Origin of the sequence: Lelliottia sp. 7254-16 (genome assembly GCF_002922995.1) — a bacterium.
Taxonomy (GTDB): Bacteria; Pseudomonadota; Gammaproteobacteria; order Enterobacterales; family Enterobacteriaceae; genus Enterobacter; species Enterobacter jeotgali.
The window spans coordinates 48,757-74,876 of record NZ_PQVS01000002.1 but is presented as its reverse complement, the minus strand read 5'-3'; the positions used below and the strand labels follow the sequence as shown (position 1 = coordinate 74,876).

Sequence of the window (26,120 nt, the reverse complement as noted above, 5' to 3'; positions counted from 1 at the left end):
GCAACCCGTTTAAAGTCACCCAAAGAAGCCCCATATATGAAGAATGCAACGTTCTACCTTCTGGACAACGACAACACCATCGATGGCTTAAGCGCCGTCGAGCAGCTGGTGTGTGAAATTGCCGCAGAACGTTGGCGCAGCGGTAAACGCGTTCTGATCGCCTGCGAAGATGAAGCGCAGGCGATTCGACTCGATGAAGCCCTGTGGGCAAGGCCGCCCGAAAGTTTTGTTCCGCATAATTTGTCGGGAGAAGGTCCGCGCGGCGGCGCACCGGTGGAAATCGCCTGGCCGCAAAAGCGTAACAGCAGCGCGCGCGATATTCTGATCAGCCTGCGTATCGGCTTTGCAGATTTTGCCACCGCTTTCACAGAAGTGGTAGACTTTGTCCCTCACGAAGATTCTCTGAAACAACTGGCGCGCGAACGCTACAAAGCGTACCGCCTGGCTGGTTTTAACCTGAATACGGCAACCTGGAAATAATGGAAAAGACATACAACCCACGAGATATCGAACAGCCGCTTTACGAGCACTGGGAAGAGCAGGGCTATTTCAAGCCTAATGGCGATGAAAGCAAAGAGTCCTTCTGCATCATGATCCCGCCGCCGAACGTCACCGGCAGTTTGCATATGGGTCATGCTTTCCAGCAAACCATCATGGATACCATGATCCGTTACCAGCGCATGCAGGGCAAAAATACCCTGTGGCAGGCTGGTACTGACCACGCGGGTATTGCTACCCAGATGGTGGTGGAACGTAAGATTGCCGCTGAAGAAGGTAAAACCCGCCACGACTACGGTCGCGAGGCGTTCATCGACAAAATCTGGCAGTGGAAAGCGGAATCTGGCGGCACCATTACCCGTCAGATGCGCCGTCTCGGCAACTCCGTGGACTGGGAGCGTGAGCGCTTCACCATGGATGAAGGCCTGTCCAACGCCGTGAAAGAAGTCTTCGTCCGTCTGTACAAAGAGGACCTGATTTACCGTGGCAAACGCCTGGTGAACTGGGACCCGAAACTGCGCACCGCGATCTCTGACCTGGAAGTTGAAAACCGCGAGTCTAAAGGCTCCATGTGGCACATCCGCTATCCACTGGCCGATGGCGCAAAAACCGCAGACGGTAAAGATTACCTGGTGGTTGCAACCACCCGTCCGGAAACCCTGCTGGGCGATACCGGCGTGGCCGTAAACCCGGAAGATCCACGCTATAAAGATTTGATCGGCAAGTTCGTGGTTCTGCCACTGGTGAATCGCCGCATTCCAATTCTGGGCGACGAACACGCTGACATGGAAAAAGGCACCGGCTGCGTGAAAATCACCCCGGCGCACGATTTCAACGACTACGAAGTGGGCCGTCGTCACGCCCTGCCAATGATCAACATTCTGACCTTTGACGGTGATATCCGTGAAAGCGCGGAAGTGTACGATACCAAAGGCGAAGAGTCTGACGTTTACTCGTCTGACATCCCGGCTGAATTCCAGAAGCTGGAACGTTTTGCCGCGCGTAAAGCGGTGGTTGCTGCCATCGACGCGCTCGGCCTGCTGGAAGAGATCAAACCTCACGATCTGACCGTGCCTTACGGCGACCGTGGCGGCGTGGTAATCGAACCAATGCTGACCGATCAGTGGTACGTCCGCGCTGACGTGCTGGCGAAACCGGCGGTTGAAGCGGTTGAAAACGGTGATATCCAGTTCGTACCGAAGCAATACGAAAACATGTACTTCTCCTGGATGCGTGATATTCAGGACTGGTGTATCTCTCGTCAGCTGTGGTGGGGTCACCGTATCCCGGCGTGGTATGACAACGACGGCAACGTATTCGTTGGCCGCACCGAAGAAGAAGTCCGTCTGGAAAACAACCTGGGTGCCGACGTGGCCCTGCGCCAGGACGACGACGTTCTGGACACCTGGTTCTCCTCCGCCCTGTGGACGTTCTCCACCCTCGGCTGGCCGGAAAACACCGACGCGCTGCGCCAGTTCCACCCGACCAGCGTAATGGTCTCTGGCTTTGACATCATCTTCTTCTGGATCGCCCGCATGATCATGATGACCATGCACTTCATCAAAGATGAAGACGGTAAGCCGCAGATTCCGTTCAAGACCATCTACATGACCGGTCTGATTCGTGATGATGAAGGTCAGAAGATGTCCAAATCCAAGGGTAACGTTATCGATCCGCTGGATATGGTTGACGGGATTTCACTGGCAGACCTGCTGGAGAAACGTACCGGGAACATGATGCAGCCGCAGCTGGCAGAGAAAATCGCCAAGCGCACCGAGAAGCAATTCCCGGACGGCATCGAGCCACACGGCACCGACGCCCTGCGTTTCACCCTGGCGGCGCTGGCCTCTACCGGTCGCGACATCAACTGGGATATGAAACGTCTGGAAGGTTATCGCAACTTCTGTAACAAGCTGTGGAACGCCAGCCGCTTCGTGCTGATGAACACTGAAGATCAGGATTGCGGCTTCAACGGCGGCGAAATGACCCTGTCTCTGGCGGATCGCTGGATCCTGGCGGAATTCAACCAGACCATCAAAGCGTACCGTGAAGCGCTGGATACTTATCGCTTTGATATCGCGGCAGGTATTCTGTACGAATTCACCTGGAACCAGTTCTGCGACTGGTATCTGGAGCTGACCAAGCCGGTCATGAACGGCGGTAACGAAGCGGAACTGCGCGGCACGCGTAACACGCTGATTACCGTTCTGGAAGGTTTGCTGCGCCTCGCGCACCCAATCATCCCGTTCATCACCGAAACCATCTGGCAGCGTGTGAAGGTTATCAAAGGCATTACTGCCGATACCATTATGCTGCAGCCATTCCCGGAATTCGATGCAGCGCAGGTTGATGAAGCAGCAGCATCCGATACCGAATGGCTGAAACAGGCGATTGTGGCAATCCGTAACATTCGTGCCGAGATGAACCTCTCTCCAGGCAAACCGCTGGAACTGCTGCTGCGCGGTTGCAGCGAAGCGGCGGTGCGTCGCGTGACCGAGAACAGTAGCTTCCTGCAGAACATGGCACGTCTGGAAAGCATCACCGTGCTGCCAGCCGATGACAAAGGTCCGGTCTCCGTGACCAAAATCATCGAAGGCGCCGAGCTGCTGATCCCAATGGCAGGGCTTATCGACAAAGAAACCGAACTGGCTCGTCTGGCAAAAGAAGTCGCCAAAGTCGAACTGGAAATCGGGAAAATCGAGAGCAAACTGTCTAACGAAGGTTTCGTTGCCCGTGCTCCTGAAGCGGTTATCGCCAAAGAGCGTGAACGTCTGGTGGCCTTCGCCGATGCGAAAGCGAAGCTGATTGAGCAGCAGGCGGTTATCGCTGCGCTGTAATTAAACGATCTGACTGAAAAGCCGGGGAATTTCTCCGGCTTTTTTATCGGGTCTTATAAAATAACCCTGGGCGACCATTCGGCTTAATATACCAATAATTATCACAACCATTAAAATGAAATTCTACCCATCTACCTTTGTCAAAATTTACGGAGAGAAGAGAATTTTTCTCAAGGCAATTCTCATTTGAGTCATCCACTTTAGCAAAGCAGGCTAAATCGCCATCACCTGATTTATCACCGTCAATAAACCCGCCACCAATATCCCAAAAAGTAATATAATAAGAAGTGGAAGCAGGGATGTTATATTTTTTCTTTAGTTCATCTTTATGATCAAGATACCAGTGAATTCGACCCCATTCGGTTAGGGGCATGTGGTCAACGATAATATCGTAGTATATCTTATCACTGAAACCACGCTCGCTCCCTCTAAAGAGTCCTTGGCTAAATCGAGGATCATAATCTAAATAGCCTCCGGCTCGAATAATCTTCACAGGGCGCAGATTCCAGAGAAAATAGCCACTTATCAGAATAATTAAAATACCATAAAAGATCTTATCTTTTTTACATCTCATTGTTAAATTCCACCACCAATATTAATATGGGCACTAAAATTAGTAAGGAATGGTTTGTATGCAAATTTGTTATGTTGCTGCAGAAAAAACCAAATCCGGAAGAAACGAAAGTTTTTATAGAGAGAATCTGTAATATCTTCCACCCCAAGACCAAAATGATCTTGGGCTCTAAAATAAAGCAAACAACTCCAAGACATAGCAAAACGGTGAAAATATACTAATGATATTTCCTGCGCATATACATCATGCACACTAATCCCCAGACCATTATATTTATCTTCAAATCTAATGAATTTAGGGAGGGTCGTATGTTTAATTGTTTTCATTAGAGCTGTAAAAAATTCAAACTCCAGACATGCTTGTTGCTTAGAGATTAACTGAGTATTTATTGTTTCTATTATTGTGTTTAAAACATCATTCGTACCAATACCCTCAACAATTTCCTTATAGGCACAATCAAGTTGCTCACTATGCCACGGCGTCCCATTTCCAAAACGAAAATGTTCAATAAGTTCGCTAATAAGATTAGCATATTTTCCATGTGCAAATTGAGTTGATAACTCCTTCATCTCATTAAAAAGAATAGCAGCACATCTTTGACGACTTATAGGTCTACCTGATGATGTATTTGTCGGGAAATTCATCCCGAGAGGCCGAAAAGAAGTTAACGAGTCAAACTCTAATAACCTGAATGGATCAACTTTCGCGGAAATATCTCGCAAACCCATTCTGAAAAAATCATTATCACTCAGGTCACCATACTGCATATCACTGATGTAATAATTTTCAAATCGATGAAAGGTTGAAAAAATGACTTTCGGAAACTGCGTTGATAAAAACATATCTAAATTCATGATTCATCATCCTAATGAATAAAAACACATCAATTTATTGACACTATTAATTTCACTTTAAACATCACCACAAATTAAACCGTAACTTAGCAAACAATAATAACCAAATATACAAGCACCTCAGTTTTTGAGCAGAAAGCTCCAGATATGAATTATCCTCGCTTGCACTCCCCTTTCTGCGGTGCTATTAACTGCAGTTGTGTGTCAATTTTTGTCATGAGTAATGCTATGAGCGTGATTACCCCCGTCGCTGCGGCTATGCGCCGGATTACAGTGCAAGACAACGCCGATATCGCTGCGGTTATCCGTGAAGTGTCTGCTGAGTACGGTCTTACGGCCGATAAGGGCTATACCGTTGCCGATCCTAACCTCGACGAGTTGTTTAAACTCTACAGCCAGCCGGGCCATGCCTACTGGGTGATTGAACAAAACGGCCAGGTCGTTGGCGGAGGCGGCATTGCCCCATTGAGCTGCAGTGAGCCGGATATCTGCGAGCTGCAAAAGATGTACTTCCTGCCGACAGTGCGCGGACAAGGCCTGGCGAAAAAGCTGGCACTTCTGGCGCTCGATCATGCCCGCTCACAGGGCTTCAAACGCTGCTACCTCGAAACCACTGCCTTCCTCAAAGAAGCTATCGGCTTGTATGAACATTTGGGCTTTGAACATATCGATGCACCACTGGGCTGCACCGGACACGTCGATTGCGAAGTCAGGATGCTGAAAACTCTGTAAATCCCATTCCTGCCCTCTTCTGTTAAGCGGCTGCAAACTGAATGCTCTACACTCTCAGTTCACACCAAAACAGGGGAAAGACGATGTCGAAGATAAAAAGCTATGCCGCGCCGCAGGCAGGTGCAGAACTTGAACTGTACGAATACGATGCGGGCGAGCTGAAGGCAGAAGACGTCGAAGTGCAGGTCGATTATTGCGGGATTTGCCACTCGGATCTGTCGATGATCGACAACGAATGGGGCTTCTCCAGCTATCCACTGGTTGCCGGACACGAAGTGATCGGCCGCGTGGTCGCACTCGGTACCGCTGCTCAGGATAAAGGGCTTAAAATTGGCCAGCGCGTCGGCATTGGCTGGACCGCCCGTAGCTGCGGCCATTGCGATGCCTGTATCAGCGGTAACCAGATCAACTGTCTGGAAGGCGCAGTTCCCACCATCCTTAATAAAGGCGGTTTCGCCGACAAGCTGCGCGCCGACTGGCAGTGGGTCATTCCGCTCCCGGACAGCATTGATATTGAATCCGCAGGCCCGCTGTTGTGCGGCGGTATCACCGTCTTCAAACCACTCCTGATGCATCATGTCACCGCCACCAGCCGCGTCGGCGTGATTGGTATTGGCGGTTTAGGTCACATCGCCATTAAGCTGCTGCATGCAATGGGTTGCGAAGTCACCGCATTCAGCTCCAATCCGGCGAAAGAGAAAGAAGTGCTGGCGATGGGGGCCGATAAGGTGGTCAATAGCCGCGACCCTGAACTGCTGAAAGCCCTGGCGGGTCAATTCGATTTGATCATCAACACCGTGAACGTCGATCTCGACTGGCAACCGTATTTTGAAGCGCTGGCCTATGGCGGGAATTTCCATACCGTCGGTGCGGTGCTGAAGCCGCTTCCGGTTCCGGCATTCACCCTGATCGGCGGCGATCGCAGCGTGTCCGGCTCAGCCACAGGTACACCATATGAATTGCGCAAACTGATGAATTTCGCGGGCCGCACCAAAGTGGCACCCACCACCGAACTGTATCCGATGTCGAAAATCAACGAAGCCATCCAGCACGTACGTGACGGTAAAGCCCGTTACCGCGTGGTGTTGAAAGCGGACTTCTAAGGCTAAATTGCCGGGTGGCGGCTGCGCCTTACCCGGCCTACGGTTAGGTTTTGTAGGCCCGGAAAGCGTAGCGCCACCGGGCATTTTTTTAACTACTGCGCCATTACAGCAAACACCTCTGCCACCGCCACCGCACCTGGATCGGTGACACCCTCCAGATTTTCTTTATTCACGTACGACGAACGCCCAGCTCCGGCTTTTTGCATGCTGGCAGTTGCTTCCGCGCCCTGTTTCGCTGCCTGAGCTGCAGCCTGAATATCGCCTGTTTGTAACGCTTCCAGCGCCGGTTGCAGCGCGTCGATCAATGTACGATCGCCGAGATCTGCCCCGCCGTACTGCTTCATTTGCGCCAACCCACTCAGCAAGGCCTCCGCCAGCGGTTTGCCGTCCTGTCGCTGCTGTCCGGCGGCGGTAAAGAAGATCGACATCAACACGCCGCTCGATCCGCCCATCACCGTCGCCAGCCGCTCGCCGATTAACAGCAGCAGTTTCGGCACATCGTTGAGCGGCAGTTGCTTCTCTTGCAACAACTGCGCAATATCCCGCGCGCCTTGCGCAAAGGTCGACCCCGTATCGCCGTCACCCACTTTAGCATCCAGGGCATTCAACCGATTTTCCAGATCGACCAGTGTTTGCGTTGCGCCCGCCACTAATGCTGCCACCTGAGCATTTTCAGACGGCACATACTCCACGCGATCCTGAATAGCCGTATGCTGCACCGTACGCAGTGGTGCAAACGCCACTGGCTTTTGCCAGCCGAGGGTTTCGACAGGCTCATTCAGCGCCTGCTCGAAGGTCTCATTCAGTTTGAGCAACGACAGGGAAAAGCCCTTCATATCCAGCGCACTCACCAGCGGCGCAGGGCCAATCAAATATGCAATCTGATCCTGCAACGCGGAATGCGCCAGCTCTTTTGTCAGCAGCGCCATCTCCAGCGCCGACACGCCGCCGAGGTTGTTAACTAGCACAGCAAACCGCCCATCACCCGCCTTTTCTTTTAGCGGTGCTATCAGCGTATCGATAATGGCTTTGCTGTTTTGCGTATCGACCACCGAAGCACCCGGCTCGCCGTGAATACCCAGACCCAGCTCGACATGTCCCTGCTTAATACGCCCCTCTTCGTCGTCACTGCCCGGTAGATTACAGGTCTGCATCGCCACGCCCAGGCTCCAGAGGTTATCGCAGGCCTGCTGTGCAATATCCCGGACGTCGCTTAGCGATTTACCTTTTTCCGCCGCATAACCGGCGATTTTATGGACCAACGCCGTACCCGCAATCCCGCGTGGCTGCTTGTTATCCGGCAGGGCGATATCATCGGCAACGATCACCATCTCCACTTTCAGCCCGTAGCGTTTGGCTTTTTCCGCTGCAAGACCGAAGTTCAGACGATCGCCGGTGTAGTTTTTGACGATCAGCAGACAGCCACGATCGCCCGTCACCGCCACGATGGCGTTCAGCACCGCATCTACGCTCGGCGAGGCAAACAGATCGCCGCACACCGCAGCGGTCAACATGCCCTTACCGACAAAACCGGCATGGGCGGGTTCGTGACCGGAACCCCCGCCAGATATCACCGCCACCCGACTTTTATCCCAGTCGCTGCGTGCCACCACGCGGATGGCCGGATCGATATCGAGTTTGACCAAATTACCGTGCGGCGCGGAAATCAGTATGCCTTCAATGGCGTCATTGACCAGCTGTTTGCGGTCATTAAAAAAGAATCTGGACATAGCCTTCCAACTTTTTGTGAATCGTATGCAAAAGCATAGTCTGCGCTGGGTAATGCGCCGCAAAGTCAGGAATTTACTGAGTCAATTTGCCGTCAGGTTGCCTATACTCGACGCAGGACAAAGAGAGGACGCGCACCATGAGTACACCATTGCTGATTGCCCGGACGCTGGATAAAGAGCTGTTCTTACTGCCAGGCATGGCGAACCGCCACGGGCTGATTACCGGCGCCACCGGGACAGGTAAAACCGTCACCCTGCAAAAACTGGCGGAGTCTTTTTCAAGTCACGGCGTGCCGGTTTTTATGGCCGACGTAAAAGGTGATTTAACCGGCGTGGCCCAGGAGGGCACGGCGTCGGAAAAACTGCTTGAGCGGCTGAAAAACATAGGTGTCACTGACTGGCAACCACAGGCGAATCCTGTGGTGGTGTGGGATATTTTCGGCGAGAAAGGCCATCCGGTGCGCGCGACCGTCTCAGATCTTGGCCCGCTGCTGCTGGCGCGGTTGTTGAATCTTAACGACGTCCAGTCTGGCGTGTTAAACATCATCTTCCGCATTGCCGACGATCAGGGCCTGCTGCTGCTCGATTTCAAAGATCTGCGCGCCATTACTCAGTACATCGGAGATAACGCCAAATCCTTCCAGAATCAGTACGGCAACATCAGCCCGGCATCTGTAGGCGCTATCCAGCGCGGACTGCTAACCCTCGGACAGCAAGGCGCAGAGCATTTCTTTGGCGAGCCGATGCTGGATATCAAAGACTGGATGCGCACCGACAGTAACGGCAAAGGGATTATCAACATTCTGAGCGCCGAGAAGCTTTACCAGATGCCAAAGCTCTACGCCGCCAGCCTGTTGTGGATGCTCTCTGAACTCTATGAACAGCTGCCGGAAGCGGGCGATCTGGATAAACCAAAGATCGTGTTCTTCTTTGATGAGGCGCATTTGCTGTTCAGCGACGCGCCGCAAGTGCTGCTGGATAAAATTGAGCAGGTAATCCGCCTGATCCGCTCAAAAGGGGTTGGCGTCTATTTTGTCTCGCAGAACCCTTCCGATATTCCCGATAACGTTCTTGGGCAGTTAGGGAATCGCGTGCAGCACGCCCTGCGTGCCTTTACCCCGAAAGATCAGAAAGCCGTCAAAGCAGCGGCGCAAACCATGCGTGCCAACCCGGCATTTGATACCGAAGCGGCGATTCAGGCGCTGGGGACTGGGGAAGCGCTGATTTCGTTCCTTGATGCCAAAGGCAGCCCGTCGGTCGTTGAGCGTGCGATGGTGATTGCGCCATTCTCAAGAATGGGGCCGGTGACGGACGATGAACGTAACGCCTTAATCAACCACTCACCAGTCTACGGCAAGTACGAGGATGAAGTAGATCGAGAGTCTGCGTTCGAGAGGCTACAGAAAGGCGTTCAGGCGAGCACCGAACAGCAGCAATCCCCAGCGACTAAAGGCGAAAACGTAGCCGTGGATGACGGCATTCTCGGCGGGCTGAAAGATATTCTGTTTGGCACTACAGGACCACGCGGCGGTAAACGCGATGGCGTGGTGCAAACGATGGCGAAAAGCGCCGCGCGGCAGGTGACGAATCAGATAGTGCGCGGCATGCTGGGAAGTTTACTGGGCGGTCGCCGCCGATAGCGGAGAGATCCACGGCGTGCCGAGCGCTGAGCCTTGTGCGCCGTACTGGTTCAGATAGCGATCCAGTTCGACCATCCCCATCCAGCGGTTCTCGCACCACAGCGGCGCGAGAAGCGTTGGGCGACGAGCGCTGGCGGAAATGCGGTGGTAAATCACCTCCGGTGGCGTGTGACGAATCATTTCGCCAGCCGTCACGGTGTACTCCTCCAGCGCGATGCCGTTTAATCGCCCGGCTTCCCAGGCTCTCGCCATCGTGCTGCCCGTCACGATATGCAGCGGATGGAGTTTAATGCCATCCACGCCTGTCTCAACGACTCTTTCAAGCGTTTCCAGGCCGTGCTGCTGCCCTTCTCCCGGCAGGCCGACAATCAGGTGGGAGCATACTTTTAGCCCGCGTTCACGCGCCAGTCGGGTGGTTTTCTGATAGCAGGCAAAATCGTGACCACGATTAATACGGTGCAGAGTTTTGTCATGCGCGGTCTGTAATCCCAGCTCTAGCCAGATTTCATACCCCAGATCTTTATATTCGCTGAGTAAATCCAGCACCGCTTCCGGTACGCAGTCCGGGCGCGTACCGACACACAAACCGACGATATTCGCCTGGCTCACGGCCTGCTGATACATTGAGCGTAATACCTGCACTTCAGCAAAGGTGCTGGTGTAGGCCTGGAAATAGCCCAGATACTGTTTTGCGCGGTTGACCAGGCTCGCCTGATGAGAGAGCTGCTCCGCAATAGAATTATGCTGCTGCGCCTCGTCAGCGAAAGAAGCCACATTACAGAAAGTACAGCCACCACGCCCGATGGTGCCGTCGCGATTTGGGCAGCTGAAACCGCCGTGCAGCGTGAGCTTGTGGACCTTTTGCCCGTAACGACGTGAAAGATCCCCACCAAACATATTGACTAATTTCTGTAACTGCATAATCTGATAGACCGTCCCGGAGAAAGGGGACAAGCCTGCCACTTTTAGCCTCTGTCGGCGATGACCTGGATCAATCGCCCTGGACGGCTATTATTCATTTGAATAAAAACTCACTATTACTGCAATTTCATTCATCACCCTGGCAATTACTTTTCCTTATGTTCTGATGGATTTTTTCACTTATCGCATCACAGCTGTAAAACAGTGTGATTATGCGTCCTGATCGCCAGTGCCAGATTATTATCCTGCAAAAATTCAGCCATTCAGCACGGTAAAGGGATAATACCGCTTTCAGATAGTGAGTCAGATCACACTCCCCAGGAGCATCCCCTTGGCTTTTGTGGATGTAAAAAGTGTTAAAATTCCTTTATATTCAATCAACTAATACCCCTTTAGCACATTTTTGTATAAATAAGATTGCCATTTGACCTGTGTATCAATTCCCGATAAGTTGGAAATCCGCTGGAAGCTTTCTGGATGAGCAGCCTGCTCATCATATTTATGCAGTAATTGAGATTCCCTCTGAAGCAAGTCCTCAAACTTGTTTGACCTGTGCGAAATGGAAATGAAGAGGGCGAATGCGAGGTGCGCGTATGAAACGCAAACCCCGTCGCCGCGCTCTTTCTGTGCCTGTGCGCCACGGTCCAGATAGGAATCCCGAAGAGCCTGGGGAGGTTCACTGATATGTTGTACGATAAATCCCTTGAGAAGGATAACTGTGGTTTCGGCCTGATCGCCCACATAGAAGGCGAACCTAGCCACAAGGTAGTGCGTACCGCTATACACGCACTGGCCCGTATGCAGCACCGTGGTGCAATCCTCGCTGATGGTAAAACCGGCGATGGTTGTGGCTTGCTGCTACAAAAACCGGATCGTTTCTTCCGAATCGTTGCGGAAGAACGCGGCTGGCGTTTAGCCAAAAACTACGCTGTCGGCATGCTGTTCCTGAATCAGGATCCTGAAAAAGCTGCCGCCTCACGCCGCATCGTCGAAGAAGAACTTCAACGCGAAACCCTGTCGATTGTCGGCTGGCGCAATGTGCCAACCAATGAAGGGGTGCTCGGTGAAATCGCCCTCTCCTCGCTGCCTCGTATTGAACAGATTTTTGTGAATGCGCCTGCGGGCTGGCGTCCACGCGATATGGAACGCCGTCTGTTTATTGCCCGTCGCCGTATCGAAAAACGTTTGCAGGAAGATAAAGAGTTCTACGTCTGTAGCCTCTCGAACCTGGTGAACATCTATAAAGGTCTGTGTATGCCGGCTGACCTGCCGCGCTTCTACCTGGACCTCGCGGACCTGCGTCTGGAATCGGCCATTTGCCTGTTCCACCAGCGCTTCTCCACTAACACCGTTCCTCGCTGGCCGCTGGCTCAGCCGTTCCGCTACCTGGCGCACAACGGTGAGATCAACACCATCACTGGTAACCGCCAGTGGGCGCGTGCGCGTACCTATAAGTTCCAGACCCCGCTGATCCCGGATCTGCATGATGCCGCGCCGTTCGTTAACGAAACGGGTTCCGACTCCAGCTCGATGGATAACATGCTTGAACTGCTGCTGGCCGGCGGGATGGATATCGTGCGTGCGATGCGCCTGCTTGTTCCGCCAGCCTGGCAGAACAACCCAGATATGGACCCGGATCTGCGCGCATTTTTCGACTTTAACTCCATGCACATGGAGCCGTGGGACGGCCCGGCGGGCATCGTGATGTCCGATGGACGCTACGCAGCCTGTAACCTCGACCGTAACGGTCTGCGCCCGGCGCGCTACGTCATCACTAAAGACAAGCTGATCACCTGCGCCTCCGAAGTCGGGATTTGGGATTATCAGCCTGACGAAGTGGTCGAAAAAGGCCGCGTCGGCCCAGGCGAACTGATGGTTATCGATACTCGTGCGGGCCGTATTCTGCACTCAGCCGAAACCGATTATGATTTGAAAATCCGTCATCCTTACAAAGAGTGGATGGAGAAAAACGTCCGCCGCCTGGTGCCGTTCGAAGATCTGCCGGACGAAGATGTCGGCAGCCGTGAGATGGACGACGATACGCTCGCCAGTTTCCAGAAACAATTTAACTACAGCGCTGAAGAGCTGGATTCCGTCATCCGCGTACTGGGTGAAAATGGCCAGGAAGCGGTCGGTTCGATGGGTGACGATACGCCATTTGCCGTGCTCTCCAGCCAGCCACGCATCGTGTACGACTACTTCCGTCAGCAGTTTGCGCAGGTGACAAACCCGCCAATCGATCCGCTGCGTGAAGCCCACGTTATGTCGCTGGCCACCAGCATTGGCCGCGAGATGAACGTCTTCTGCGAAGCCGAAGGCCAGGCGCACCGCCTGAGCTTTAAGTCGCCGATTCTGCTGTACTCCGATTTCAAACAGCTCACCACCATGACCGAGGAGCACTACCGCGCCGACACGCTCGATATTACCTTTGACGTGACCGAAGCGAGCCTCGAAGAGACGGTGAAAGCTCTGTGCGATCAAGCTGAGCAGATGGTGCGTAACGGCACCGTTCTGCTGGTGCTGTCCGACCGTAATATTGCCAAAAATCGCCTGCCGGTTCCGGCACCGATGGCGGTGGGCGCTATCCAGACCCGTCTGGTGGATAAAAACCTGCGCTGCGATGCCAACATCATCGTAGAAACCGCAAGCGCCCGCGACCCGCACCACTTTGCCGTGCTGCTGGGCTTTGGCGCGACGGCTATCTATCCGTACCTGGCGTACGAAACGCTGGCGAAGCTGGTCGACGGTCGAGCGATCGAAAAAGATTACCGCACCGTGATGCTGAACTACCGTAACGGCATCAACAAAGGCCTGTACAAGATCATGTCCAAAATGGGCATCTCGACGATTGCCTCTTACCGCTGCTCGAAGCTGTTTGAAGCGGTCGGTCTGCATGATGACGTCGCTGATTTGTGCTTCCAGGGCGTGATTAGCCGTATCGGCGGTGCCGGTTTCTCAGACTTCCAGCAGGACCTGCTGAATCTGTCGAAGCGCGCCTGGCTGGCGCGTAAACCTCTGGATCAGGGCGGTCTGCTGAAATACGTGCACGGCGGCGAATATCACGCCTACAACCCGGACGTGGTACGCACCCTGCAACAGGCGGTTCAGAGCGGCGAATACAGCGATTATCAGCAGTATTCAAAACTGGTTAACGAACGCCCGGCGGCGACGCTGCGCGATCTGCTGGCGGTGAATCCGGACGGCGAAACCGTCAGCATTAATGACGTTGAACCGGCAAGCGAACTGTATAAACGTTTCGATACCGCAGCGATGTCCATCGGCGCACTCAGCCCGGAAGCGCACGAAGCGCTGGCCGAGGCGATGAACAGCATTGGCGGTAACTCCAACTCCGGCGAAGGCGGCGAAGATCCTGCGCGCTATGGCACCAACAAAGTGTCGCGCATTAAGCAGGTGGCCTCTGGTCGCTTTGGCGTCACACCAGCGTACCTGGTCAACGCCGACGTGATTCAGATTAAAGTCGCTCAGGGTGCAAAACCGGGCGAAGGCGGTCAGCTACCGGGTGACAAAGTCACGCCGTACATCGCCAAACTGCGCTATTCGGTGCCGGGCGTGACGCTGATCTCCCCGCCGCCGCACCATGATATCTACTCTATCGAGGATTTGGCGCAGCTGATTTTCGACCTGAAACAGGTCAACCCGAAAGCGATGATCTCCGTGAAGCTGGTTTCCGAACCGGGCGTCGGCACCATCGCCACCGGTGTGGCAAAAGCCTACGCAGACCTGATCACCATCGCGGGCTATGACGGCGGCACGGGCGCAAGCCCACTCTCCTCCGTGAAATACGCGGGTTGTCCGTGGGAGCTGGGCCTGGTGGAGACACAACAGGCGCTGGTGGCCAACGGCCTGCGTCACAAGATTCGCCTGCAGGTGGATGGCGGCCTGAAGACCGGTCTCGACATCATCAAAGCCGCAATTCTTGGTGCAGAGAGCTTTGGCTTCGGCACTGGGCCAATGGTGGCGCTGGGCTGTAAATACCTGCGTATTTGTCACCTGAATAACTGCGCAACGGGCGTGGCAACTCAGGACGAAAAACTGCGTAAGAACCACTACCACGGCCTGCCGTTCAAAGTGACCAATTACTTTGAATTCATCGCCCGCGAAACCCGCGAGCTAATGGCGCAACTGGGTGTGAAGCGTCTGGTCGATCTGATTGGCCGTACCGACCTGCTGAAAGAGCTTGAAGGCTTTACGGCGAAGCAGCAGAAACTGAAGCTGTCACGACTGCTGGAAACTGCCGAGCCGCATCCAGGCAAAGCCGTTTACTGCACCGAGACTAACCCACCATTCGATAACGGCGTGTTGAACGCACAGCTGTTGCAACAGGCGAAACCGTATGTTGATGACAAACAGAGCAAAACGTTCTGGTTTGATATCCGCAACACCGACCGTTCTGTGGGCGCGACGCTTTCTGGTTATATTGCGCAAACTCATGGCGATCAGGGGCTGGCAGCCGATCCGATTATCGCGCACTTCAGCGGGACTGCGGGTCAGAGCTTCGGCGTCTGGAACGCGGGTGGCGTTGAACTGTACCTGACCGGCGATGCCAACGACTACGTCGGCAAAGGCATGGCGGGCGGTTTACTGGCAGTGCGTCCTCCGATCGGTTCAGCATTCCGCAGCCATGAAGCCAGCATCATCGGCAACACCTGTTTGTACGGTGCTACCGGCGGGCGTCTGTTTGCTGCAGGCCGGGCTGGCGAGCGCTTTGCGGTGCGTAACTCCGGTGCTATTACCGTCGTAGAAGGCATCGGCGATAACGGTTGTGAATACATGACCGGCGGGATTGTCTGCGTAATGGGCAAAACCGGCGTGAACTTCGGCGCAGGTATGACGGGCGGCTTCGCCTACGTCCTGGACGAAGACGGTGAGTTCCGCAAACGCGTTAACCCGGAACTGGTCGAAGTGCTGGACGTTGACACACTGGCGATCCACGAAGAACACCTGCGCGGTCTGATTACTGAGCATGTGCAGCATACCGGTTCTTCGCGTGGGGAAGAGATCCTGGCGAACTGGCCAGCGTTCTCAGCGAAATTCGCGTTGGTTAAACCGAAGTCCAGCGATGTTAAAGCACTGTTGGGTCACCGTAGTCGTAGCGCAGCAGAGCTGCGTGTGCAGGCGCAGTAAGGGGTAACAATGAGTCAGAACGTATACCAGTTTATCGACCTGCAGCGCGTTGATCCGCCAAAGAAACCGCTGAAGATCCGCAAAATTGAATTTGTTGAAATTTACGAGCCGTTTTCAGAAGGCCAGGCCAAGGCACAGGCAGATCGCTGCCTGTCCTGCGGCAACCCGTACTGCGAATGGAAATGCCCGGTACATAACTACATCCCGAACTGGCTGAAGCTAGCCAACGAAGGACGTATTTTCGAAGCGGCTGAACTGTCGCACCAGACCAACACCTTGCCGGAAGTGTGTGGTCGCGTGTGCCCGCAGGACCGTCTGTGCGAAGGTTCCTGTACGCTGAACGACGAGTTTGGCGCAGTGACCATCGGCAACATCGAGCGCTATATCAATGATAAAGCCTTCGAGATGGGCTGGCGTCCGGACATGACTGGCGTGCGTCAGACGGACAAACGCGTGGCGATTATCGGCGCAGGTCCGGCAGGTCTGGCATGTGCCGACGTGCTGACCCGCAACGGCGTCAAAGCGGTGGTGTTTGATCGTCATCCAGAGATCGGCGGCCTGCTGACCTTCGGTATTCCGGCCTTCAAGCTGGAAAAAGAGGTGATGACTCGCCGTCGCGAAATCTTCACCGACATGGGCATTGAGTTCAAACTGAATGTCGAAGTGGGCCGTGACATTCAGATCGACGATCTGCTGAAAGATTACGATGCCGTCTTCCTTGGCGTCGGCACTTATCAGTCGATGCGCGGTGGGCTGGAAAACGAAGACGCACCGGGCGTGTTTGACGCCCTGCCGTTCCTGATTGCTAACACCAAACAGATGATGGGCTTCGGTGAAACCGCCGCTGAGCCGTACGTCACTATGGAAGGCAAACGCGTGGTGGTTCTGGGCGGTGGGGATACCGCGATGGACTGCGTACGTACCTCGATTCGTCAGGACGCGACGCACGTGATTTGTGCTTACCGTCGTGACGAAGAGAACATGCCTGGCTCTAAACGCGAAGTGAAAAACGCGCGCGAAGAGGGTGTTGAGTTCCAGTTCAACGTCCAGCCATTGGGCATTGAAGTGAATGCCAACGGCAAAGTCAGCGGCGTGAAGATGGCGCGTACCGAGATGGGCGCACCGGATGCCAAAGGCCGTCGTCGTGCTGAAATCGTGGCTGGCTCAGAGCATGTGGTTCCGGCTGATGCAGTCGTCATGGCGTTTGGTTTCCGCCCGCACAGCATGGAGTGGCTGGCGAAGCACAGCGTTGAGCTGGATTCCCAGGGCCGTGTGATTGCGCCGGAAGGCAACGAGAACGCCTTCCAGACCAGCAACCCGAAAATCTTCGCCGGTGGCGATATCGTTCGCGGTTCGGATCTGGTGGTCACTGCGATTGCTGAAGGCCGTAAAGCGGCTGACGGGATTATGAACTACCTGGAAGTGTAAAAATGAACCGGATGGCAATGCCATCCGGTTTTTTATGCGCTCATTAAACTCACGCGCACCTTAACAACCACCTTCTTTATCTCTTCCGTTTCCTTCACCACACAGCCAGGTTTGTGCGGTTCGCCGGGCATAAAGACTGCGTACATACCGGGTGTCAAATCAAGTCTCTGCATCCCTTCGATAGCACTGCAGAGCTGATAATCCTCCTCAGTATGCATCTCCTCGCACTGACGTGCAGAGCCTGCCACGCCGTACAGAATGCGCTCCTCTCCTGCCAGCAGCAGCTGGATATCAATGTATTGCTCATGCAGTTCGGCTTTTTTCTGCTCCGGCAGCTGCGTGGCAAACGTCATTACATTCATAAAGATATCGTCGCCCTGCAGTTCGTAACGCCCCGGCGCTTTGTCCTGCGGCCAGGCTGCGATGGCCTGCGTCAGTGCATTTGCTAATACGGGATGCAATCCCGACAGCGCACTGGCTTTCCCCATCATCATTGTTGTGCTCCTTGGGACAAAAGTGTCGCGCCCAGTAAACCCGCATCGTGGCGGTACCAGGCCGGACGAAGATTGACGTGATAAACCGATGGCTCTTGCGCCAGAAACTCAGCCACCTGCGACAAGTACCCCGCTGCCAGCCCGACGCTGCCGCCCACCACGACGGTCTGACAATCCGTCAGCGCTTTGACATCGGCGATGAGCCGCGCCAGCGTCTGTGCAGAATGAGCAACCAGCTCGCGGGCTGGCTGATGCCCGCGCTGTGCATGATCGAAAATGGCTTTTGCATCAAGACCGGCCAGATCGCCCTGCGCTCGGGCGGCAATAGCCCGGCCAGAGGCGATCGCTTCTACGCATCCACGGCGACCACAGCCGCACACCGGGCCGTGCGGATCGGCAAGCGTATGACCCAGATGTCCGGCAAGCCCTCCTTCGCCCGTCTGCAACTCGCCATCTAGCACGACACCCCCACCCACGCCCGTTGAGACAGTGATGAACACCATATTCTGTGCGTCTATCTCTGGCGCATGGTATTCGGCCCACGCCGCTGCCTGCGCATCATTCACCGCCATCGCAGGTAAACCGGTTATCGACTCCAATGTCTGCACCAGTGGGAAGTGCAGTAAACCGCCCAGGTTATGGGGGTTAATCGACAGCAACGTGCCCTCGCGGATAATCCCTGTCGAAGCGATCGCCACACGCCGCGCCGATGGTATTAGCGGTTCCACCAGCGCTTGCAGTGTTTCGCGCAACGCGTCGGGCGTTTTACTGGCGGGCGTCGGCATTTCGCGCCTTTCACGAATGTGCAGCGCATCATCAATCAGCGCGGCTGCGAGTTTTGTTCCGCCGATATCAATGGCTAACGTGGTCATTTCACCGCCTCGCGCTGGCTTTTGATGCTGCCAAACGGAACGGCACCACTAAACGGTTTACCATCAATCGCATCATGCGTGCGCAGCGCTTCCGGGCGGACCCAGCGTTGAACGCGCGACGGCATATCGAGACCAATCAGCAGGATAACCACAAACGTCAGACCGAATGACAGAGAACCCAGCGCCGTACCCAGCTCAAGACGCTGTGCCAGCAGTGCACCAATTATCGGGGCAATCGCACCGCCCAGTGCGCCGACGTTGTAAGTAAAGCCCAGCCCCGCCGCACGCTGATCCGTATCGAAGTAGCCGCCAATCAGCTTCGGCAAGATTCCGGAGATCCCCTGTCCCAGCATCTGCTGGAAGAACAGCAGCAGGCCAAGCACCCAGATATTGGACCCGCCGATAGCAAACACCGGAATAATCAGAAGCTGCGAGGCCAACAGGCTGCAGACATACGCTTTACGCGTACCCAGCCAGTCGCCGAGGAAACCACCCACGCAACACCCCACCGCCGCACCAAAGCCGCTGAAGAACAGAACATGCGCAACCGTCATCGGGTCATAGGCCAGATCTGTTTTCAGATAGGTTGGCAGCAATGCCTGAATCGGCCACGAATAGAGGAACGCGAAGAGCACGACGACCATCAAAGTCACGCCCGTCGGCCAGCGCTTGCCGCTGCTTTGCACCATAAAGCTGATGAATACGCAGGCGCACAACAGCCCCAGAATCACTACCAGACCGGCATTATTCAGCTCTCCAGCAAAGCAGAACCACAGCGCAGTTCCCGCGAATAGTGTCATCACAATATTGATCAGACGATGCTTGCCGCGATAAAGAATATCGACCATTGTTCGCACCGGCGCTTTGCCCTCGTGCTTCGCTTTCCAGTCTTCTGCTTCGGGAATATTTTTTCGCAGCCACAGGGCAAAGATGATCGGCAGGATGCCGATAAAGAACAGCGCGCGCCAGCCCCACACGGGGACGACCAGGCTGTAAATCTGCGCCGCGACCACCGCACCGATGGAAAAACCGGAGATTAAGAAGCCGCTGGCTTTATTACGCAGATGTTTCGGCCAGCTCTCGATGACATAGGTCGCACTGGACCCGTATTCGCCCGCCATCCCCATGCCGATCACCATACGAGCAATAAACATGGTGATGTAGCCGGGTGCGAAACCGCACGCCAGTGTGCCGCAGGAGAAGAGCACGATACTGGTGATCATCGCCAGTTTGCGCCCGTAGCGATCGCCCATTGCGCCGAGCAGTAAGCCGCCAAACCAGCGCGAGATAAAGGCGGCTGAGATCAGGCTTGCCGCCTCGACCGTCGTTAAACCAAATTCACTTTTGACTTCTGTTAACACCAACGCCATCAACACAAAATCAAAGCCATCGAGCAAATATCCCAGCCAGGCGGCGGAGAAGGCGCGCCACTGCGGGCGGGAAAGATGGCGGTACCACGGGATGCTTTGGGTAGAAATACTCATTTCACTCTCCCGACGATCTCTTGGGCGTATTGCCGGATGGCGGCTTCGCCATATCCGGCCTACGGGCAATGTTTTTTGTAGGCCGGATAAGCGAAGCGCCATCCGGCAATGGATTAGCGCTGCTCAGCCATGAGTTGCTCTGCGAGAGTTCTGAGTTCCGGCAGATATTGCTCGGCCACCGGGGCAAACGGCTTGCGGCATAGCGGGACGGAGACCACATCCATGTAATGCAGTACGGTTTTCAGGCCACGGAAAACACCGACTTTAATCAGCAAATCAATAACCTTGTTGCACTCGCTTTGCAGGCGCTGCGCAGTGGCGTTGTCCCCTTCACGGATCGCGCTGGCGATCGCCTGATAACGCGCGCCCATGATGTTGTACGTACTACCAATCCCACCATCCGCACCAGCCAGTAAACCGGAGGCAAAGATTTCGTCATAGCCGTTATAAAGCACCAGATCCGGATGCGCCCGGCGGATCTGCTCCATCTGGAAAAGATCGCCAGAGGTCTGTTTCAGTGCACCAACGCCCGGCAGCGTGACCAGCGTATTGATTTGATCGAGAGATAACTTCACTCCGCTTAGCGCCGGGATGTTGTACACCACCATCGGCAAACCATCCGACGAATCAATAATTGCACGGTAGTGGTCACAATGTTCTTCAAAGCTGAAGGGATAGTAGAACGGTGTGACCGCTGACACAGCGTCGAAACCAATACGGCTGGCCGCCGCCGCGAGCTGCTGGCTCTCCGCTGTACTGACGCACCCGACATGGGCGATAAGCGTGACCTTACCCTTCGCCTCTTCCGCCACGATCTCCAGTACCTGCTCACGCTCGATGAGGCTTTGCACAAAGGCTTCACCCGTTGAGCCACCCACGTACAGGCCATCGATTCCCTGTTGAATATTGAACTGCACCAGACGGCGCAGGCTGTCTTTATCCAGCGCCTGCTGTGCATTAAACGGAGTCAGGAGTGCGGCCATTACGCCACGTAATTGCTTTGCCATAGATACCTCAAGTGATGTTTGGTCTGTTTTAACGATATACCTTTATACCTGTTATACCAGATCAAATATGCAGCAATGCCATACAGAACGCTTATATTGCGATCTGCTTCACTAAAGGATCGTTATTTTTTCTTTTTTGATCCCTGGCCGAAGGCGTGCCAGGTGGCGGAAACGCTATTGAGGTGAGTTTGCAGCGCACGATCGGCTTCGTCCGGATCGCGGCGGCGAATGGCGTCAACAATCGCAATATGCTGCTGATAGCTGACGTCGTTATGCTGATATAGCTCGGCGTCGGAGACTTTTGGTCGGGCGGCAATCAGCCAGTCAAGCAATGCGACATGAATCGCCATGAAGATTGGGTTACCGGGGATTTCGGCCAGCACCCGATGGAAATCGACGTCAGAACGGATAAACAGCGCATTGTCGTTGAGCGACTGACTGTTAATTTCCAGCGCTTTCGACAGGCGTTCAACCTGTTCATCCGTGGCGTATTCCGCCGCGTAGCGCACCAGGCTGGACTCGAAAAACAGACGCAGCTGTTCAAAGTGAGTGATGCCACCCGGCTGGGTGAGAAAATCTTTCGCCATGCCGGAGAGTTCACTGATGATGGTATCGGCTGAGGGCATTGAGACGCGGGCGCGTTCACCGTTGTTGATTTGCACCAGTCCTTTACGCTTCAGTGCAGCCAGTGCTTCTCGCACCGAAGGGCGGCCGACGTTGAAGAATTCCATCAGTTCGCGTTCGGAAGGGAGCTGTTCACCCTGGGCAAACTCCTGGCGGCGGATCATCTGCTCAAGCTCTTCTTCCACCATGTCGGAGAGTTTTTTACGCGCCAGCGGGCGACGACGCAAACTGCGGCCAAGGGTTTCGGTAGAATTTTCCGCCTGAAGATCAAATGGTTTCATAAAGACTCGGGTCAGAAGAGTGACAATCAGTGACAACGATTCATCATAACACAGGATTTTTAGCGGGGCGAAAACCCCTGAAAGCAAAACAGGCCCATCGGGCCTGTTTAGTTATTTCACAACACGTAATGCTGGACGCCCACCGCGCGGCGGCGGATCGTCATCAGGATCGTTGTCGTTATCGTGATCCGGCTTGTCGCCATCGATAATCGACATCACCGTTTCGCTTTCGCTGGCGGTGGAGCCGTCTTCATCGTTGAGACTGGCGACGTCTTCGTCATAGGCCGCTTCCGGCTCAAACATAGTACCCGCGCCGTTTTCACGTGCATACACTGCCAGTACGGCAGCCAGCGGCACAGAAACCTGACGCGGAATACCGCCGAAACGCGCGTTGAAGCGCACTTCGTCGTTAGCCAGCTCAAGATTACCCACCGCACGTGGCGCGATGTTCAGGACTATCTGCCCATCACGCGCGTATTCCATCGGAACGCTCACGCCCGGCAACGTCACATCCACTACCAGGTGCGGCGTAAGCTGGTTGTCCAGCAGCCATTCATAGAAGGCACGCAGCAGATACGGACGGCGTGGAGACAGCTGTGACATTTCCACAATCGTTAACCTCGACCAAGACGCATTTCGCGTTCCGGTTCTGTCAGAGATGCGAGGAAAGAATCGCGCTCAAATACGCGAGTCATGTAGCCTTTCAGCTCTTTCGCGCCAGGACCACTGAACTCTACGCCCAGTGACTGAAGACGCCACAGCAGCGGAGCCAGATAGCAATCCACCAGGCTGAACTCGTCGCTCAGGAAGAATGGCTTCTGGCCAAACACCGGAGCAATAGCCAGCAGCTCTTCACGCAGTTGCTTACGGGCCGCGTCTGCTTCAGAGGATGAACCGTTAACGATAACGTTCATCAGGGTGTACCAGTCTTTCTCGATACGCTGCATGTACAGGCGGCTTTCACCACGCGCAACCGGATAAACCGGCATCAGCGGCGGATGAGGGAATCGCTCATCCAGATATTCCATAATGATGCGGGATTCCCACAGGGTCAGCTCGCGATCCACCAGCGTTGGTACGCTCTGGTTCGGGTTGAGATCGATAAGATCCTGAGGTGGGTTATCCTTCTCCACATGCTCGATCTCAAAACTGACACCCTTCTCGGCCAGCACGATACGAACCTGATGGCTATAAATGTCAGTAGGACCAGAAAACAGCGTCATTACCGAACGTTTGTTGGCAGCGACAGCCATGAAAACCTCCAGGTATATATTCAGAATATTACTGCTACCGGCCACGCGGGCCAGCCAGATGTGATTTGTTACCCATCCCAGGAACAAACGCCATCGCTCATAAATCGAACAAAAATCGTGTATTCACTGACATTTGGGCAGAAAATTGGATGATAGTTTACCAGATTTTGCAGGCTTTGTGGTGAGGGGATTCTGGAAATGCGGAAAAAGAGCTGAGAATCAAATAAATACTGTGGATAACCGTCGGATTATCCATAAAAAAACCCGCCGAAGCGGGTTTTTCGCCAATCTTTCTGCCAAAGCAGAAAAAAGATTAACGCTTGGAGAACTGAGGACGACGACGTGCTTTACGCAGGCCGACTTTCTTACGTTCAACTTCACGAGCATCACGAGTAACGAAGCCAGCTTTACGCAGTTCGCCACGCAGGGACTCGTCGTACTCCATCAGAGCGCGGGTGATACCGTGACGGATCGCACCAGCCTGACCAGAAGTACCACCACCTTTAACGGTGATGTAGAGATCGAATTTCTCAACCATGTCGACCAGTTCCAGCGGCTGACGAACTACCATGCGGGCAGTTTCACGACCGAAGTACTGTTCCAGAGAACGTTGGTTGATTACGATTTTACCACTGCCCGGTTTGATGAACACGCGAGCGGCGGAGCTTTTGCGGCGACCAGTGCCGTAGTATTGATTTTCAGCCATTGCCTATAATCCCGATTAGATGTCAAGAACTTGCGGTTGCTGTGCCGCGTGGTTGTGCTCGTTGCCTGCGTAAACTTTCAGTTTACGGTACATAGCACGACCCAGCGGGCCTTTTGGCAGCATGCCTTTAACCGCGATTTCAATCACACGCTCAGGACGGCGGGCAATCATCTCTTCAAAGGTCGCTTGTTTAATACCACCGATGTGGCCGGTGTGATGGTAGTACACCTTGTCTTCACGCTTGTTGCCGGTTACAGCAACTTTTTCTGCGTTCAGAACGATGATGTAATCACCAGTGTCTACGTGCGGGGTGTATTCCGCTTTGTGCTTACCGCGCAGGCGACGAGCCAGTTCGGAAGCCAGACGACCCAGAGTTTTACCGGTCGCGTCAACAACATACCAGTCGCGCTGTACGGTTTCTGGTTTAGCTGTAAAAGTTTTCATTAAAAGCTTACCCAAATAAATAAGTTACACGTTGGTGAACACCCAAACGTTTAAAAGTTGAGGCTCACACGACAAAGTCCGGCAAACCTACCCCTTCGAATAGCCTATGCCAGCACATAGAAAGTTTTGGGAAAAAAACCTTCTCGTAACGTGGGGTCGCAAGATTATAGAGAAGTCGAGGTCAAAGATCGACCCTTAAATGTGATTAGTCGCAAGGTTTTCGTGCATAGCCTCTGCGCGGGCTGATGGCCTCACCCCCAGCCCCTCTCCCACGGGGAGTAGATGGCATTTATGGCATGTGAGCACGTTTCAAATACTCTTCGCTTTGCATCTCCTGCAGGCGTGACAGGCAGCGCTGGAACTCAAACTTCAGTCGTTCCCCCTGATACACCTCATACAGCGGCACCGCGGCGCTCACGACGAGCTTCACATGGCGCTCATAAAACTCATCCACCAGCGCGATAAAACGGCGGGCTTCACTCTCCATCAGCGGCGTCATAGTCGGGACATCAAACAACATCACCGTATGGAACAGGCGCGAAAGCGCAATATAGTCATGCTGACTGCGGGCATCGACACACAGCGTGTCGAAAGAGACGGCAAGCGTCTGGTTTTCGACACCCAACGTTTGCAGCGGGCGATGGTTGATCTCCAGCTCAGGGGCGTTGTCGCGCTTCGCCCCGGCCAACGCCAGCCAGAGTTTGTCCATCTGATGACGCGTCTCGTCATCCAGGGGAGACAACCACAGATGCGCCTGGGTCAGCGTTCGCAGGCGATAATCCACGCCCGCATCGACATTCATAATGTCGCAGTGCTCTTTGATGGCCTCGATAGCTGGCAGGAAACGCGCGCGCTGCAAACCGTTGCGATAAAGGTCGTCCGGCGGAATGTTCGACGTCGCTACCAGCATAATTCCGCGCGCAAATAGCGCTTTCATCAGGCCGCCCAGCAGCATGGCGTCGGTGATATCGGAGACAAAAAACTCATCGAAACACAAAACGTCGGTTTCGGCTTTAAATCGCTCGGCGATGATATCCAGCGGATCGCTGTGCCCCTGCAGGGCGTTCAGCTCTTCATGGACGCGCAGCATAAAGCGGTGGAAGTGCAGACGTTGTTTACGCGTACCCGGTAGACTCTGGTAAAACATGTCCATCAGCCAGGTTTTCCCTCGACCGACACCACCCCACATATATAAGCCGCGAACCGGCGCGGAAGTTTGCGGCTCTTTTTTCCCTAACAATCGACCAAACGCGGCTTTCAGACCGCCGCTCTGCGTGGCAGCAGGTGCGGGTGTTTCGTGGATTAATTCCTGATAGATAACATTCAGGCGATTAACGGCTTCACGCTGGACGTCATCGGGCTGGTGAGTGCCCTCTTCCAGGGCTTGTTGGTAACGCGATGTGGGGGACAGGTTTTGCATAATCTTGTTGTTATTCCTTCAATTAAACCTCGCCAGACTGCGCGACTGGCGAAAAAAAGGCCGTTCTACAGTA

The 26,120-nt window shown here is 54.3% G+C and carries 21 protein-coding genes; 7 read left to right on the top strand and 14 right to left on the bottom strand.

All coding sequences use genetic code 11. The features are described from left to right. Positions 1-36 precede the first annotated feature (36 nt). Entirely contained in the window at positions 37-480 is a 444-nt protein-coding gene (gene holC, locus C3708_RS03115; RefSeq protein ID WP_095283594.1) for a DNA polymerase III subunit chi, read from the top strand. Next, complete coding sequence (locus C3708_RS03110) at positions 480-3,335, top strand: valine--tRNA ligase (protein WP_103948838.1); 2,856 nt, start codon at positions 480-482, stop codon at positions 3,333-3,335. The genes holC and C3708_RS03110 overlap by 1 nt, the downstream gene beginning before the upstream one ends. 43 nt (positions 3,336-3,378) lie before the next feature. Here the strand turns inward: C3708_RS03110 and C3708_RS03105 are convergent, their stop codons facing one another. Beyond that, positions 3,379-3,909, bottom strand: coding sequence for a DUF943 family protein (locus C3708_RS03105; protein ID WP_103948837.1), 531 nt, complete (start codon positions 3,907-3,909; stop codon positions 3,379-3,381). Between the two features lie 2 nt (positions 3,910-3,911). Continuing rightward, entirely contained in the window at positions 3,912-4,763 is an 852-nt protein-coding gene (locus tag C3708_RS03100; protein WP_103948836.1) for a DUF3289 family protein, read from the bottom strand. A 228-nt stretch (positions 4,764-4,991) separates the two neighbouring features. On the opposite strand from C3708_RS03100, the gene C3708_RS03095 reads away from it, so the two are divergent. Both C3708_RS03095 and C3708_RS03090 read left to right on the top strand, forming a co-directional pair. Continuing rightward, complete coding sequence (locus tag C3708_RS03095) at positions 4,992-5,495, top strand: GNAT family N-acetyltransferase (protein ID WP_095283596.1); 504 nt, start codon at positions 4,992-4,994, stop codon at positions 5,493-5,495. Positions 5,496-5,578: 83 nt separating this feature from the next. Further along, positions 5,579-6,598: an NAD(P)-dependent alcohol dehydrogenase gene (locus C3708_RS03090; RefSeq protein WP_103948835.1), complete on the top strand. Its 1,020-nt coding sequence runs from the start codon at positions 5,579-5,581 to the stop codon at positions 6,596-6,598. A 92-nt stretch (positions 6,599-6,690) separates the two neighbouring features. On the opposite strand, the gene C3708_RS03085 is transcribed toward C3708_RS03090, so the two are convergent. Beyond that, entirely contained in the window at positions 6,691-8,328 is a 1,638-nt protein-coding gene (locus C3708_RS03085; RefSeq protein ID WP_103948834.1) for a dihydroxyacetone kinase subunit DhaK, read from the bottom strand. 137 nt (positions 8,329-8,465) lie between these two features. Between C3708_RS03085 and C3708_RS03080 the strand changes: the two genes are divergently transcribed. Further along, a complete protein-coding gene (locus C3708_RS03080; protein ID WP_103948833.1) occupies positions 8,466-9,968 on the top strand; it encodes a helicase HerA-like C-terminal domain-containing protein in 1,503 nt (500 codons plus the stop codon). On the opposite strand, the gene C3708_RS03075 is transcribed toward C3708_RS03080, so the two are convergent. Continuing rightward, a complete protein-coding gene (locus C3708_RS03075) occupies positions 9,945-10,889 on the bottom strand; it encodes a TIGR01212 family radical SAM protein (protein ID WP_103948832.1) in 945 nt (314 codons plus the stop codon). The genes C3708_RS03080 and C3708_RS03075 overlap by 24 nt on opposite strands. 684 nt (positions 10,890-11,573) lie before the next feature. Between C3708_RS03075 and gltB the strand changes: the two genes are divergently transcribed. After that, positions 11,574-16,034 carry a glutamate synthase large subunit gene (gltB, locus tag C3708_RS03065; protein WP_103948831.1) on the top strand — a complete coding sequence of 1,487 codons (4,461 nt, stop codon included), beginning with the start codon at positions 11,574-11,576 and terminating at the stop codon, positions 16,032-16,034. A 9-nt stretch (positions 16,035-16,043) separates the two neighbouring features. Continuing rightward, positions 16,044-17,462 carry a glutamate synthase small subunit gene (locus C3708_RS03060; protein WP_095283602.1) on the top strand — a complete coding sequence of 473 codons (1,419 nt, stop codon included), beginning with the start codon at positions 16,044-16,046 and terminating at the stop codon, positions 17,460-17,462. Positions 17,463-17,494: 32 nt separating this feature from the next. On the opposite strand, the gene nanQ is transcribed toward C3708_RS03060, so the two are convergent. The 10 genes from nanQ to zapE form a co-directional block, all read right to left on the bottom strand. Next, the gene (gene nanQ, locus C3708_RS03055; RefSeq protein ID WP_103947055.1) at positions 17,495-17,956 is read right to left on the bottom strand and encodes an N-acetylneuraminate anomerase; all 462 of its coding nucleotides are present in this window, start codon (positions 17,954-17,956) and stop codon (positions 17,495-17,497) included. After that, entirely contained in the window at positions 17,953-18,828 is an 876-nt protein-coding gene (locus C3708_RS03050; protein ID WP_095283604.1) for an N-acetylmannosamine kinase, read from the bottom strand. The genes nanQ and C3708_RS03050 overlap by 4 nt, the downstream gene beginning before the upstream one ends. Continuing rightward, positions 18,825-20,312 (bottom strand): MFS transporter, encoded by a 1,488-nt coding sequence (locus tag C3708_RS03045; RefSeq protein ID WP_103947057.1) that lies wholly within the window; start codon positions 20,310-20,312, stop codon positions 18,825-18,827. The genes C3708_RS03050 and C3708_RS03045 overlap by 4 nt, the downstream gene beginning before the upstream one ends. Positions 20,313-20,425: 113 nt before the next feature. Continuing rightward, entirely contained in the window at positions 20,426-21,319 is an 894-nt protein-coding gene (gene nanA, locus C3708_RS03040; RefSeq protein ID WP_103948830.1) for an N-acetylneuraminate lyase, read from the bottom strand. A 122-nt stretch (positions 21,320-21,441) separates the two neighbouring features. Beyond that, entirely contained in the window at positions 21,442-22,224 is a 783-nt protein-coding gene (nanR, locus tag C3708_RS03035) for a transcriptional regulator NanR (protein ID WP_095283607.1), read from the bottom strand. A 111-nt stretch (positions 22,225-22,335) separates the two neighbouring features. Beyond that, positions 22,336-22,833 carry a ClpXP protease specificity-enhancing factor gene (gene sspB / locus C3708_RS03030; RefSeq protein ID WP_095283608.1) on the bottom strand — a complete coding sequence of 166 codons (498 nt, stop codon included), beginning with the start codon at positions 22,831-22,833 and terminating at the stop codon, positions 22,336-22,338. A gap of 5 nt (positions 22,834-22,838) precedes the next feature. Then, the gene (gene sspA / locus C3708_RS03025) at positions 22,839-23,477 is read right to left on the bottom strand and encodes a stringent starvation protein SspA (protein WP_015960645.1); all 639 of its coding nucleotides are present in this window, start codon (positions 23,475-23,477) and stop codon (positions 22,839-22,841) included. Positions 23,478-23,790: 313 nt separating this feature from the next. After that, positions 23,791-24,183 (bottom strand): 30S ribosomal protein S9, encoded by a 393-nt coding sequence (rpsI, locus tag C3708_RS03020; RefSeq protein WP_064543072.1) that lies wholly within the window; start codon positions 24,181-24,183, stop codon positions 23,791-23,793. Between the two features lie 15 nt (positions 24,184-24,198). After that, positions 24,199-24,627, bottom strand: a complete 429-nt coding sequence (gene rplM / locus C3708_RS03015; RefSeq protein WP_095283609.1) for a 50S ribosomal protein L13 — start codon at positions 24,625-24,627, stop codon at positions 24,199-24,201. 289 nt (positions 24,628-24,916) lie between these two features. Further along, positions 24,917-26,047: a cell division protein ZapE gene (gene zapE / locus C3708_RS03010; RefSeq protein ID WP_103948829.1), complete on the bottom strand. Its 1,131-nt coding sequence runs from the start codon at positions 26,045-26,047 to the stop codon at positions 24,917-24,919. Positions 26,048-26,120: the final 73 nt, after the last annotated feature.

Bases quoted from the DNA above. Each gene is read 5' to 3' on its own strand.
- holC (WP_095283594.1), top strand. From the start codon at position 37: ATGAAGAATGCAACGTTCTACCTTCTGGACAACGACAACACCATCGAT.
- C3708_RS03110 (WP_103948838.1), top strand. From the start codon at position 480: ATGGAAAAGACATACAACCCACGAGATATCGAACAGCCGCTTTACGAG.
- C3708_RS03105 (WP_103948837.1), bottom strand. From the start codon at position 3,909: ATGAGATGTAAAAAAGATAAGATCTTTTATGGTATTTTAATTATTCTG.
- C3708_RS03100 (WP_103948836.1), bottom strand. From the start codon at position 4,763: ATGAATTTAGATATGTTTTTATCAACGCAGTTTCCGAAAGTCATTTTT.
- C3708_RS03095 (WP_095283596.1), top strand. From the start codon at position 4,992: ATGAGCGTGATTACCCCCGTCGCTGCGGCTATGCGCCGGATTACAGTG.
- C3708_RS03090 (WP_103948835.1), top strand. From the start codon at position 5,579: ATGTCGAAGATAAAAAGCTATGCCGCGCCGCAGGCAGGTGCAGAACTT.
- C3708_RS03085 (WP_103948834.1), bottom strand. From the start codon at position 8,328: ATGTCCAGATTCTTTTTTAATGACCGCAAACAGCTGGTCAATGACGCC.
- C3708_RS03080 (WP_103948833.1), top strand. From the start codon at position 8,466: ATGAGTACACCATTGCTGATTGCCCGGACGCTGGATAAAGAGCTGTTC.
- C3708_RS03075 (WP_103948832.1), bottom strand. From the start codon at position 10,889: ATGCAGTTACAGAAATTAGTCAATATGTTTGGTGGGGATCTTTCACGT.
- gltB (WP_103948831.1), top strand. From the start codon at position 11,574: ATGTTGTACGATAAATCCCTTGAGAAGGATAACTGTGGTTTCGGCCTG.
- C3708_RS03060 (WP_095283602.1), top strand. From the start codon at position 16,044: ATGAGTCAGAACGTATACCAGTTTATCGACCTGCAGCGCGTTGATCCG.
- nanQ (WP_103947055.1), bottom strand. From the start codon at position 17,956: ATGATGATGGGGAAAGCCAGTGCGCTGTCGGGATTGCATCCCGTATTA.
- C3708_RS03050 (WP_095283604.1), bottom strand. From the start codon at position 18,828: ATGACCACGTTAGCCATTGATATCGGCGGAACAAAACTCGCAGCCGCG.
- C3708_RS03045 (WP_103947057.1), bottom strand. From the start codon at position 20,312: ATGAGTATTTCTACCCAAAGCATCCCGTGGTACCGCCATCTTTCCCGC.
- nanA (WP_103948830.1), bottom strand. From the start codon at position 21,319: ATGGCAAAGCAATTACGTGGCGTAATGGCCGCACTCCTGACTCCGTTT.
- nanR (WP_095283607.1), bottom strand. From the start codon at position 22,224: ATGAAACCATTTGATCTTCAGGCGGAAAATTCTACCGAAACCCTTGGC.
- sspA (WP_015960645.1), bottom strand. From the start codon at position 23,477: ATGGCTGTCGCTGCCAACAAACGTTCGGTAATGACGCTGTTTTCTGGT.
- rpsI (WP_064543072.1), bottom strand. From the start codon at position 24,183: ATGGCTGAAAATCAATACTACGGCACTGGTCGCCGCAAAAGCTCCGCC.
- rplM (WP_095283609.1), bottom strand. From the start codon at position 24,627: ATGAAAACTTTTACAGCTAAACCAGAAACCGTACAGCGCGACTGGTAT.
- zapE (WP_103948829.1), bottom strand. From the start codon at position 26,047: ATGCAAAACCTGTCCCCCACATCGCGTTACCAACAAGCCCTGGAAGAG.